The organism is Acididesulfobacillus acetoxydans, assembly GCF_902729405.1.
In the GTDB taxonomy this organism is placed as follows: domain Bacteria; phylum Bacillota; class Desulfitobacteriia; order Desulfitobacteriales; family Desulfitobacteriaceae; genus Acididesulfobacillus; species Acididesulfobacillus acetoxydans.
This window is the reverse complement of the sequence record NZ_LR746496.1, coordinates 2,185,399-2,197,774: the sequence shown is the minus strand read 5'-3', so window position 1 is coordinate 2,197,774 and position 12,376 is coordinate 2,185,399. Positions and strand designations below refer to the sequence as shown.

Here is a 12,376-nt window from a genome sequence, read left to right as displayed (position 1 = left end):
CACTTTAAGTATGGTTAGCAACATTCGACAGGTAATTTGGGACGTGGTTATGTGGTAAAAAGAATCGAACGTTTCTATGGTTTCACTATTTTAGCAGGCTTTATGCTCAGTGTCCTTTGGATTTTCTTGGTCAACACTCAACCCTTTTCTGATTTCTTGTATTACCAGCGCATAGCCATGAATGTAGCCAACGGGGGGCAATGGGGTAATACCTATACGACGGTGGGCTATTCCATGATTCTGGGGCTTTTCTACAAGCTTTTCGGGTCTAGCATTATGGTCGCTAAGTGGCTCAATGTTTTCCTGACTGTTGTAAGCAATCTATTGCTTTACCAAATTCTTAAAGTGGCTAATGTCCGGGAATACGGACGGAAAATCGTTTTTGTCCTATTCGTTTTCTTTCCGAGCACGATTTTTTACAATAGTATGGTTGCGACAGAAATCGTATTCACGACAATTCTCCTCCTGATTACGTATTTATATATTGCGAAATACCGGTATAGGTACTGGTTCATAGGATTACTGGCCGGGCTTGATACACTGATTAAGCCGTTTTTTCTGGTATTTTTTCTGGTTGTCTTTCTAACCGAATATGTTACCGGCAAGAACAACTTTATAAAAAGCCTGAAAAACAGCCTAATTATCCTATGTGTGAGTATCGTAACAATCACTCCTTGGTTATACCGCAATTCCCGCTTAATGGGCGAATTTACTTATGTGTCAAATAATGGCGGGATCGTCCTCTATATCAATAACAACTCACAGAATCATACAGGCGGTTGGATGCCGGCCGAAAAGGTGAAGAATTCTCTGGTTCTGACCCCGGAATATAAAAGGGCCAACCTAACGCAGCGTAATCATATGCTGACCCAGGCGGCGGAAAAATGGATTCTTTCCCACCCCAGACAATATGTGATTTTGGGCTTGAAGAGATTGTCGAAAACCTTCGGCCCTAAATCAGAGCTGCGCATCAGCTTTTATGGGGCTCAGATTCCTCTGCGCGTGCAAAAGTTATTAAGTTCCCTGACAACCATCATGCGTGGCCTTTTCTTTAGTGCCGGCCTAATAACCATGGCTTTGGCGAGCATCTTATATATCGTTAGACTTTTAGTTTCTAAGAACCGCTTCAAAAACTCTAATAGGGGTGACAATCTTTTACCCGCCTATTTCACAATAACTTTTTTGATGTTCTTCAGTGTCTATTTCTTAACGGAAGGCCAACCGAGGTATGCTTTTCCTGTTGTCTTTATCCTACTCTATTTTGCTTATGTGGGATTGCAGAGCCTGTTTTCCCTGATAAAATATGAATGGTATAACAGCTGAGGAAGGACTTAAAGTCTATGCTTTTGCTAACGATAGTTTCCGTGATTCTGAGCGCCATAGGCCAAATCCTGGTTAAACTGGGAGCGGAAAACCTGGATCTTAGCTTTAAAAGTTCTAAGATTATCTACTCGCTCTTATTGATCTTGAAAAATGTCCCGATCATGAGTGGAGTGATTATATATGGCTTAAGTTTTTTGCTATGGATTAAAGTTTTAAGCAAAGTGCCCTTGAGTTATGCATACCCGATGGTCAGTCTGGGGTATGTCCTCATTATGATATTTTCATATTTTCTATTTCATGAAAACATTAATCTAATAAGGTTGTTTGGCATCCTTCTCATTATTGCGGGAGTCGTTTTTGTGGCCCGAAGCTAACTTCCACCGGATCGCCGGACTCAGCCCCGGAGGAAATGTAGATTTGGCCGGATGTTTTACGCCGAATTTTTTACAAGGAGCATTCCTGTAAAGAAAGAATTGGGGGTTTGATTCTATGAAAATGCGACTATTAGCGAGCAAATCTTAATTTATTGAGGGAGGATATTTTAAAAATGGCAGATTTATTCACATTCCCAAGCGGTGCAGATATGGGGCAACTTCGTCTTACAGAGATTCAACTACCCCTGACTAAAGTCAGAGGATTGCGGCTTTCCTCCACCGGGTCCGGCCCAGTATCATTGGAATCCACATCAGGGACGGTTGAAACGCGCCCCGTAATCGTCCGGCCCTGCCGGGCGACCAACGTTCTAAGCCTTACATTACGTCCGCCTACCAAGTCAGCATGCAGCGTATAACCGCAAGCTTCGCAGGTGAAGAGCAGTCCCTTTCCTGGCCGGTTGTTCTTGCTCTTATGCTCGCAACGGGGGCATCCTTGGCTTGTATAATGGGCATCCTGGCGGGTAGCGTACCCTCCGTACAGCGATGACTTATAGAGTATTTTGCTATGGAGATCAGCAAACGCCCATTGCTCCGCTTGGCGGCGTTCCTCTGTGTCTTTACGCTTCGTATTGATCTTTACCCGTATATGAGTTAAGTCTTCAATTCCCACCAGAACCTGGGGTTGGGCGATCTTGCGGCTTAGCCGGTGGTTCACATCGGGGGTTAACCGTCTCTCTCGCCTGCTTAAAGCCGCTAACCGGCGTTTAGCTGAACGAGTGCCTTTCTCCTGGAGCCGCTTTCTTAGCCGCTGCAAGTGCCGTTTCTTATGATGGATAGGCGAACCCTTGACAAAGATTGGCTTTTCACCGGTATCAACCACCGCCAGGTAGCGCATCCCGACATCAACACCCTGCACTTGAGTCATATCGTTTAAGTCAACGCTTTGCTCACGTGTGATCGGGACGATCAGATATAACGCCTTGCGTCCTTTATCATACCAGAGCTTAGCAGTGCCAATTTTCCACTCGCCCGAACGCAACCGCTCAACGTGAGGAGTCCACCCCTCATAAGCAACGCGAACTCGGCCTTCCAATGTATTGACCGAGGCCGTTTGGTTCTTGCCGAACGAATAATCCCTGCCGTAGACTATTTCAGTCGTGCGCGATTTGAATTCGGGAGCTTTCTCCAAACCGTGGTAATATTTCTTGGTGTACCCAAGTTTGCGATGCTCGGCGTTTTGTTTTATTTTTGTCCACTCTCCTTGGTAAGTGGACGCGACTCTGCGAATCGCCGATTGAGCCAACTGAGACGGAAGATTATACCGGATACGCAATTCTCTGTAGAGCAGATCGTTTAACTTTCGCTTATTAGCGCGCTTGTCAAGCTGGGTAAAAGCGTATCGACTAACATAGTTCATCGCATCCCTGTAGGAGTCCATCGTGCGGAGTAGCAGTGCTTTTTGTTCGTAGTTTGCGGAAAGGTTTAGTTTTATAGACAACGTGAGACTGTCTTTAACTAGATTGCCCTGAAAAAGTAGGTTTGCAAACCGTCCCTTGACCGACCCCCTGGGATCGGAATACATCAGTATGAATCCCCGGCATTGTAGAGGGGTATTCCTTGCCATTTCCTAATTCATGGCGGCCAATCTTCTTAAATTGTAGGTCAGTATGCCAAATCCCACCCAGATGCTAACTCCGCGGTGTCCTCTGAGCAGACTCCTCCCCAGGCCATATTTACGTTTCAAGATGCTAATGGTTCCTTCTCCACCAGCACGCCATGCTTGCAGACGTCGAAACCATCTTTGCCTTTCATGGGTTTGTCGCTTCTGAGTTTTCTTGCCCTTCTTTGGGATGGATATTCGTTTTATCCCCAGTTCGGTTAAAGCTGCTTCATTCTTACCACTGCTGTAACCACGGTCAGTGGCAACAGCGTAAGGGATCCGCCCAGTGTTTTCGATGTGGCGTCTCACGGTGCCCAAGAGCAAACTTTCATCGCTGGGGTTGCCTATATGGATTTTGTAATCCGTAACCAGACGGTCTTCATTCTCTGTGATTTCGGTCTTATAGCCAAATTCCGTCGGGCTCTTCAACTTGCCCTTCTGGATAGGCCTCGCGTCAGGATCATAGAGGCTAATTACCCGTTGCGGGATGTGTGTTTTTCCGCTGTTCACCTGAAGCGTTTGATTGACAATCTTGTCCGTGGTATGAATGAGCTTGTCCAATTTCTCGATCGTATTTTTTAGAGCTGGGCTTATTTGCTCGCCCCAAGTCTCTTCAACTTTATCCATTATCCGATGGGCATCGGAAATCGTCTCAATCGCTTTATCCACAAGCTTATCCGTGATGTTGCGAACCTCCTGTACCGCCTCATGGCTTCGCCGTTTCAAGGTCTTGCCGATTTCCAGTATCCGTTTTTTCGTTGAACGAAAACGATTCCTCATCTTAGGAACTGTGCCACTCACTTGATCGCAAAGGCGGTTCGCCTGTCGGGTTATGGTTTTTACTGCATCCGCCAGCAGATGGGCATCCGTTGGGTAGTGAACATTGGATTCGGTTACTGTAGTGTCCGTACGCAGCCGCCGGTTCCGTGTCATCTGTTCCTGACTCGCCTTAGTAACAAGTTTTTTGTTCAGATCCTCAATGATTTCGTCCCCGTATTTCTGGCTCAGCTTGATCAATGTCGTACTGTGCGGCACTAAGGCATCGAGATCAACGCGGCAGAACCGCCGCCATTTGATACTGTCACTGACTTCGCTAACAAGTGTTTCATAGCCAAATCCATAACAGAATTTGAGAAACATTAGACGGAGATAAGTTTCCACCGGAACAGTTGGTCGGCCAATACGAATATTCCAGTGAGAGAGAAAGGGCTCCATAAATCGCTCATCATCCAAGAGACGATCAACCGTCTTGAGTTCTGGGCTTAGTTCCAGCACTTCCTTCGGCAAAATGGAGTCCCAAATTGTAAGCTGTTCGTTGCGAAGTCGTAACATTTTTTGCCCCCCAAAAAAGGATTTTCATGTCCCTTTGGAGAACCACAGGAACGAGGAATTCTCTAAAGGGTGGTTGTGGAGTTTCGTTGTTTGGTCACTTCTAAATTTCCACAAAATCCTAGTGAATTCCTTTTTGTTTCGAGGGATTTTTGCACAGAGTTTGCTTAGTTTTTCAGGGCAATCTAACTACATAGATTGCCCTGAAAAAGTAGGTTTGCAAACCGTCCCTTGACCGACCCCCTGGGATCGGAATACATCAGTATGAATCCCCGGCATTGTAGAGGGGTATTCCTTGCCATTTCCTAATTCATGGCGGCCAATCTTCTTAAATTGTAGGTCAGTATGCCAAATCCCACCCAGATGCTAACTCCGCGGTGTCCTCTGAGCAGACTCCTCCCCAGGCCATATTTACGTTTCAAGATGCTAATGGTTCCTTCTCCACCAGCACGCCATGCTTGCAGACGTCGAAACCATCTTTGCCTTTCATGGGTTTGTCGCTTCTGAGTTTTCTTGCCCTTCTTTGGGATGGATATTCGTTTTATCCCCAGTTCGGTTAAAGCTGCTTCATTCTTACCACTGCTGTAACCACGGTCAGTGGCAACAGCGTAAGGGATCCGCCCAGTGTTTTCGATGTGGCGTCTCACGGTGCCCAAGAGCAAACTTTCATCGCTGGGGTTGCCTATATGGATTTTGTAATCCGTAACCAGACGGTCTTCATTCTCTGTGATTTCGGTCTTATAGCCAAATTCCGTCGGGCTCTTCAACTTGCCCTTCTGGATAGGCCTCGCGTCAGGATCATAGAGGCTAATTACCCGTTGCGGGATGTGTGTTTTTCCGCTGTTCACCTGAAGCGTTTGATTGACAATCTTGTCCGTGGTATGAATGAGCTTGTCCAATTTCTCGATCGTATTTTTTAGAGCTGGGCTTATTTGCTCGCCCCAAGTCTCTTCAACTTTATCCATTATCCGATGGGCATCGGAAATCGTCTCAATCGCTTTATCCACAAGCTTATCCGTGATGTTGCGAACCTCCTGTACCGCCTCATGGCTTCGCCGTTTCAAGGTCTTGCCGATTTCCAGTATCCGTTTTTTCGTTGAACGAAAACGATTCCTCATCTTAGGAACTGTGCCACTCACTTGATCGCAAAGGCGGTTCGCCTGTCGGGTTATGGTTTTTACTGCATCCGCCAGCAGATGGGCATCCGTTGGGTAGTGAACATTGGATTCGGTTACTGTAGTGTCCGTACGCAGCCGCCGGTTCCGTGTCATCTGTTCCTGACTCGCCTTAGTAACAAGTTTTTTGTTCAGATCCTCAATGATTTCGTCCCCGTATTTCTGGCTCAGCTTGATCAATGTCGTACTGTGCGGCACTAAGGCATCGAGATCAACGCGGCAGAACCGCCGCCATTTGATACTGTCACTGACTTCGCTAACAAGTGTTTCATAGCCAAATCCATAACAGAATTTGAGAAACATTAGACGGAGATAAGTTTCCACCGGAACAGTTGGTCGGCCAATACGAATATTCCAGTGAGAGAGAAAGGGCTCCATAAATCGCTCATCATCCAAGAGACGATCAACCGTCTTGAGTTCTGGGCTTAGTTCCAGCACTTCCTTCGGCAAAATGGAGTCCCAAATTGTAAGCTGTTCGTTGCGAAGTCGTAACATTTTTTGCCCCCCAAAAAAGGATTTTCATGTCCCTTTGGAGAACCACAGGAACGAGGAATTCTCTAAAGGGTGGTTGTGGAGTTTCGTTGTTTGGTCACTTCTAAATTTCCACAAAATCCTAGTGAATTCCTTTTTGTTTCGAGGGATTTTTGCACAGAGTTTGCTTAGTTTTTCAGGGCAATCTACATAGGGTTCATTCATTATTTCACCCCCTTCCACCCCTTCCTAAATTATACAAAACAATGGTTGAAGATGTAAAGGGGCGGCCTTTCCCCTCCTGAATGAATTCAGAAGTATCCAGGCCGCGACGGTCATGAAGACGGTTTTAACACGGTCCTCACAGAACATCCTGAGGTTAAAATACTCTACGAGCGCAGAAGCAACTACCCTGACTTTCTGGAAATTCACGGAGTCAATCCGATCTTCCACGTCCAGATGGAAGGGGCGGTCGAAAACCAACTTCAGGCTGACCCAGCCGTCCGGGACATCTGGGAACATCTGCAAAAGGCCAAAGGCCTTACTCCACATGCGGCCAGGGCCTGTATAACGGCTGTATTTATACATCACTTCTTTCCGGTTTTGAAGGATCACCAGCCTTTTCACCAGGAAGCTTATCTGCGAAGTCTCCGATTAATCGCTACGGATGTCAGCAAAGTGCGCCGCAACGACCCTTGTCCCTGTGGAAGCGGGATCAAGTTTAAACGCTGCTGCGCGCCCTACAAGGATTCTTTTGGAGTTTTTCCGCTTGCCGGAGCACTGGACCTGGGCCACGGAGCCTATCCCGAAGCAGAACTTGAAGCTACTGTAGATCCCCTGGACCCAATCTTCCGACTTGAAGCCCGCGTCCATATTGCCGCTTATATGGAAAGCCACCACGACTCCGAAGGCGCCCTGACCGTGCTAAAAGAAAACATCGCCCTCGCCGAGACTTACAAAGGGGGAATATTTCTTAAAGATGCTTGGCAGCACTATTTGCTTTTGTGTCAGAACCACACGGAGTTTCGCAAAGAAGGTCTGAGAGCAATCAACCATCTGCTTTCTCTGGTCAAAACTGACAGGGAAAAAGGTACGCTTCTCTGTGACAAAGGGGATCGTCTATCTGGCATGGGTGACCTGGAGGCTGCCAAGGCCGAATATGCCAAACTCTTTATGACCTTTCCGAACTTTTCCCAAGGACGTCTGCGCTATGCCTCCATGCTCTTTAAGCAGGAACGAAAACAGGATGCCAAGAAAGTCCTCACGGACCTTCTGTCCGAAACACACATCGATCGAGAGACCCGCTGGGATGCCATCGCTCTCCTGGACGATCTGGGTGTGGATGTGGATGAATATATGGCTCAGGACCTGGTGGACGACCTTGATGAGGACCTCGAAGAAAACCTTGATGAGGACCTCAAAGAAAAACTCGACGGAGAACTGGACGACGAGCGATAAGCTCTTTACTTCTTTTCCCTGATCGTTCACCCGTCGAACCCGACCTGGCGCTTCTTTTTCAGTTCTCCCTCCTGGGCTGATTTTGCCGGAACACCATGACTCCAAATTCCGTTCCCAGGTTCTGAGCCACCACTTCACACTTGGCCCTGAGGAGAAAGAAAGTCTTCTCCCCCGCTTCTTCGGTGGACTCCAAGGACTCAAAGTTGGCTTGGCCCTTGCTGATAATGATATCGGCCTCCTCAAAAGCCTTCAAAAACTCAGGAGAACAATGTTTGAGAATCGTGCCTAAGAAACCGTTGCCATTCGTGATGACCCTTGCCGTTTCATCCATGCCCACCTGCCGGGCATCTGCCAAGGTCGCATCATTGAGAATAGGTTCACCTTTCACGGCGTAGACAACTTCCACCCCCCGGCGGCACAGCTCGCCGGTCAAAAGGGTATCAAAGGCGATTTCCCCACTGTTGTCGCCAAGAATAAGAACACTTCGGGCCGTTTTTAACTTCTCCCGGAAAGCGGGATAGTCGTCGAGGGCAAAACCCGCGGACAGGGCATCCTTGAGGCTAGCCTCCAAATCATAGTCCGGCAGGATCCCCATGTCGATAATATTCCCGGCGACTGCAGCCGAACAGGCGGTATGGAGAGGATCGGCGCTCTCTGAGACGACCTCACGCAGTTTTGGCAGCATGCCCAAGGCAAGGCTGTTCGATTCGGCCTTCGCTTGCGCATAAGGATCCTCATTTGCTATGAGCTCGTATACCTTCCGGAAGATCAGACTGGAATTCTCCGCCGGAGTAGCCTCCGGATCAAGCCCAGGGAGGAGGGGCAAAACCCCAAGCAGGACACGTTGCCCTTCCTGATCGTTGATTTTCAACACTTTAAGAGTGTTCACAATTTGTTTGAAGTAGCAGGGTATGCATTCCATCACAACTTGCACTAAAAGGACCCGTGTTTCCAAAACCCATGGTTTCAAAAAACCGGGAGTTCACCACGCTTTCTCTATGATCGTTAGTTCTGAACCCATTCTCATTCTACCATATCTCCTGCTATTTGAACCTCTCCGGACTGAAGTCAGAGGATTCCCGGTTGATTCCGGGGACTTCGCCTCTGCCTGGGGTACACGTTAACCGAAGTGATCGGGCCGTAGGCCCCACTGCTGATTTCGCATTTTACCCAGTCCAAAAGACCAGCGGGTTCGTGCCTCATCCTGTTAACCCTATAGGCTAACCGAACGCCTAGCCGTCACCGGCCAGGGCTTAAAGCTTATTTAGGCAAACCATTTTTTTCTGAAGTTCCGGCCAATACAGAGTGAACCAATGTAGTCCGCGTTCACGTCTTTGACGCCACAGGTCGGGCACTTAGCGAGAGCCACGCCTTGGTAACGAGTGAGTGTCCCACCGCAGTAGGGCATTCTTTGGATGTATTCCTGGGGCTGACCCGGTTGACCACGATCCCTTCGTGCAGCGCCTTATACCGCCGAAAGTCACGGGTTTCGATATTCATCTAAGTTCGCTAATCCTTCTAACACTTCATCAAGGGGCAAATTGCCTTTTTCGAGTTCAATCGGCTCCCTCTTTACTAATCTTTTGTAAAAAGCCGTACCTTGAGCCAAAAGATCATCGTTTACCTCATCAGCATCCATTAATTCAAAAAGCACGTCCTCAGCCTTGGCATAATCTTTAACATTTTCGTAGTATTTGAATAGCAAAAGTTTACTTTCCTTGGGAAGTTCGGACTTTCCAATTTTCTTTAACAGTTCACTACCCTTTTCCCTATTTTGTTCTAAAAGCTCATCGTTATGGTCGAAAGTAACACTGATCATGATATTCAAACTTTTCAAGTACAAATTCTTGGCCTTAGACATCTTTCCCTCAAACTCATAAATATCTGCTTGTTGACTTAATAGTTCAGCAAGCATAAGACACTTTTCGGTATTTGTCCGTCTACTTCCACTCACCTTTTGAATGAGAATCTCATAGGGCAGTACCTCTAAGACTTCTCTGCTCAGACCGGTGAAATTTGTCAATGTCTCATTTAAAACATCTTGGCTCTCTTCGATTTTGTTTTCAGCCTTCAATCCCATAATTCTGCCAATGGCCGTTGAAAATTGTTGAACTATCTTCATGAAATAATCTTTTTCTTCAAACATTTCACGTCTCCATACCTGTCCTGGCTAATAAAGAGGCCCTTGCTGCTCTTTCAACCTCATATTTAGCGTGCCTTTGCCTTTATTGTACTGTGCGAAATTACAAAAGACAAGTTTTGGCTTATCCATTTGGCTTATCCAATAGAACGCAGGTCGGCAGCAATACCGGTCTGAAAAACTTGTAGATGACATGTGTCTGCTTAAAAACTTGAGGCTCGGCCCATTCTCTCTGAGCCAACGGCACAGGCTTCGGTGCTTGGGAACATAAAGTTCAACTTCCTGCCAAAAATCCTTAGAATGATTGAAGTGAGTAAACAAACCTGTTAAGGCCTCTCCTACCCAGCTTCTGAATTTTACATCCCCAAGTGGCACTCCTGACCGGCTGAAAAACAGATAGCTTAAGCCTTCTTGAGGGACATAGCGCTTCTGAGCGAGCAGGGGTATTATTTCCGTGCGCAGCATTTCCGGAAAAATGCCGGGAACTTCTCTCCATAATCGGGATGAAGTTTTTGCTCTGTCTCCTGCCTCTACCCGTGAAGTCCTGGAAGCACATTATTAGCAAGCTGCTGATATCTTGAACAATCCGTACAGCCCTTTTCCCATCCCCTATAGCCTATGATTACGGCGATTCATCTTATTCCCTCAAGGATCTGCCATATTTCATAAACATCCTTACCATTGTCAGCCATTGTCTCCACTACCCCAACAATCTGCAGTAGATCCGCCAGCCATCATTCCTGCCCAGGCTCATACGCAAGATGCAGAGAAAACGCTGTTTGATGCACGGAAGTTTATCAGCGGTGTTGAATGCTTTCTTAGATCTTGACTGGACTTGGGTCCTATACTCCAAAGAGGACTTTAAAATACCCCATTCCCACTAACACAAGAACGAGTGTAACCGGAAAGCCGATCCTGAGATGATCGAAAAAGCGAATGGTTATCCCGTTCTTCTTGGCAATTTCTACCACGATCAGGTTGGCAATGGACCCCGTGATGGTCAGGTTTCCGGCAAAAGTACTGAACAAGGCCAGATTGGCCCACCAGACCGAATTGTGCGCCGCCGGGATGACGAACTTGATCAGCATAACGGCCGGAACGTTGCTCACGATATTTGAAAGGACGAGAGTCAGGAGCATAAAAACCGGCAAGTGAGCACCTTGGCCTATTTCCCCCAAAAACCGTTTCAGCAAACCACTGTGCTCAACACCTCCGACGATAACAAACAGACCAACAAAGATCACCAGGAGGTTAAAATCGATCCCTTCATAGATCGTGTTTGGTTTCAAACGCCGCGTGATCAGAAGCACTGTAGCGCCCAGGCTGGCGACGATCGCCGGATCGATCCCCAATAAAAATCCTGTCAGAACCCCCAAAAGAACGACGACCCCTTTGAACAGAAGAAACCGGTGCAGGGGCTTGACCCCGGCTTGATCGGCTTGGCCGGCTTGGTCAGGGGCGAACACAAGGGACCCCCTAAGTTCTTGAGCATAAACTCTCTCTAAAATGACATACGTCAAAAGCAGACCCATTAACGATAGCGGCAAAGCGATCAGGGAATACCAGGCAAAGGCCAGATGGGAAAGGCTGCCGATTAAGATATTTTGCGGATTCCCGATTAGTGTGGCTGCGCTGCCAATATTGGAAGCCATTGCTGCGGCTAACAGATACGGAACCGGGTTAATTCTTGCCCGACGACAGACTGAAATAATAATCGGTGTGATAAGCAGGCAGACGATATCATTGACAAGGACCGCCGACAACAGCCCCGACAGGACGATCACGACCCCCAGTAAGCCCCGGGGGGTCTTCAGTCTATGCATCGCACAGTTGCTCAGGTGTTCAAATAGCCCTATGATGTTCATATAAGAGGTTATGAGCATCATGGCAAACAACAGGATGATAGTCCGATAATCCACAGCCCTTGTCGCCTGAGCAAACGTCAGGACTCCCGTGGCGACTGTCATGGTCGCGCCAATGATGGCGGCCCCCGCCCGGTCGACACGGAAGACAGGGCTCTTGCCAAGCGTAAAGATGATTAAGACTGCGGTGAGAATGAGGCCTGAGATAATCGTTGCTGAGATGACCACGCTTCCTCCTTCTAAGTAGAGTCCCCTGAAAAACTGCTAATTCGAAGAAATTTCGGCCAAAGATATCCAACCCAACCCGCATGAATAAAGGGTTTACCAGCGGAGGCGTTGGCTGGATGTTATAAAATACGGACTTTTTCAGGGGAATCTAAGTAACTTCCCACCCTAGCATATCACACAAACATATTATACGGTTATGCTGATTGTGTCGATTATGTTGATTGTGTCGATTATTAAGTTCCAGCTATTTCTTCGAAAAAAGTACGCAGCAGCCAAAACTTTTGGCCAAACCCCGTGCATTGTTAAGCAAACCTACAAACCCGCAAAAAGACCACAAGGCAGAATCGTATGAAGGA

General features: G+C 47.4%; 10 protein-coding genes. 3 read left to right on the top strand and 7 right to left on the bottom strand.

Annotated features, from left to right (window positions below):
* The first annotated feature begins 51 nt into the window (after positions 1-51).
* Both MNU25_RS09735 and MNU25_RS09730 read left to right on the top strand, forming a co-directional pair.
* Positions 52-1,323, top strand: coding sequence for a glycosyltransferase family 39 protein (locus MNU25_RS09735; RefSeq protein WP_240984886.1), 1,272 nt, complete (start codon positions 52-54; stop codon positions 1,321-1,323).
* A 17-nt stretch (positions 1,324-1,340) separates the two neighbouring features.
* On the top strand, positions 1,341-1,697 hold the full coding sequence (locus tag MNU25_RS09730) for an SMR family transporter (RefSeq protein ID WP_240984885.1): 357 nt from the start codon (positions 1,341-1,343) through the stop codon (positions 1,695-1,697).
* A gap of 235 nt (positions 1,698-1,932) precedes the next feature.
* On the opposite strand, the gene MNU25_RS09725 is transcribed toward MNU25_RS09730, so the two are convergent.
* The 3 genes from MNU25_RS09725 to MNU25_RS09715 all read right to left on the bottom strand — a co-directional run bounded on the left by MNU25_RS09725 (position 1,933) and on the right by MNU25_RS09715 (position 6,356).
* Positions 1,933-3,279 (bottom strand): RNA-guided endonuclease InsQ/TnpB family protein, encoded by a 1,347-nt coding sequence (locus MNU25_RS09725; protein ID WP_277350675.1) that lies wholly within the window; start codon positions 3,277-3,279, stop codon positions 1,933-1,935.
* A 45-nt stretch (positions 3,280-3,324) separates the two neighbouring features.
* Entirely contained in the window at positions 3,325-4,689 is a 1,365-nt protein-coding gene (locus tag MNU25_RS09720; protein ID WP_240983734.1) for an ISNCY family transposase, read from the bottom strand.
* Positions 4,690-4,991: 302 nt separating this feature from the next.
* Entirely contained in the window at positions 4,992-6,356 is a 1,365-nt protein-coding gene (locus MNU25_RS09715; RefSeq protein ID WP_240983734.1) for an ISNCY family transposase, read from the bottom strand.
* A 654-nt stretch (positions 6,357-7,010) separates the two neighbouring features.
* On the opposite strand from MNU25_RS09715, the gene MNU25_RS09710 reads away from it, so the two are divergent.
* Positions 7,011-7,790, top strand: coding sequence for an SEC-C domain-containing protein (locus tag MNU25_RS09710; protein WP_240984884.1), 780 nt, complete (start codon positions 7,011-7,013; stop codon positions 7,788-7,790).
* A gap of 58 nt (positions 7,791-7,848) precedes the next feature.
* Here MNU25_RS09710 and MNU25_RS09705 read toward each other — a convergent pair whose 3' ends face one another.
* The 4 genes from MNU25_RS09705 to MNU25_RS09695 all read right to left on the bottom strand — a co-directional run bounded on the left by MNU25_RS09705 (position 7,849) and on the right by MNU25_RS09695 (position 12,020).
* Positions 7,849-8,724, bottom strand: a complete 876-nt coding sequence (locus MNU25_RS09705; RefSeq protein ID WP_240984883.1) for a damage-control phosphatase ARMT1 family protein — start codon at positions 8,722-8,724, stop codon at positions 7,849-7,851.
* A gap of 392 nt (positions 8,725-9,116) precedes the next feature.
* Complete coding sequence (locus tag MNU25_RS20495; protein WP_420838683.1) at positions 9,117-9,290, bottom strand: zinc ribbon domain-containing protein; 174 nt, start codon at positions 9,288-9,290, stop codon at positions 9,117-9,119.
* Positions 9,271-9,936, bottom strand: coding sequence for a DUF6483 family protein (locus tag MNU25_RS09700; protein ID WP_240984882.1), 666 nt, complete (start codon positions 9,934-9,936; stop codon positions 9,271-9,273). Before MNU25_RS09700 ends, MNU25_RS20495 begins: the two co-directional genes overlap by 20 nt.
* 836 nt (positions 9,937-10,772) lie before the next feature.
* Positions 10,773-12,020 carry an ArsB/NhaD family transporter gene (locus MNU25_RS09695; RefSeq protein ID WP_240984881.1) on the bottom strand — a complete coding sequence of 416 codons (1,248 nt, stop codon included), beginning with the start codon at positions 12,018-12,020 and terminating at the stop codon, positions 10,773-10,775.
* Positions 12,021-12,376: the final 356 nt, after the last annotated feature.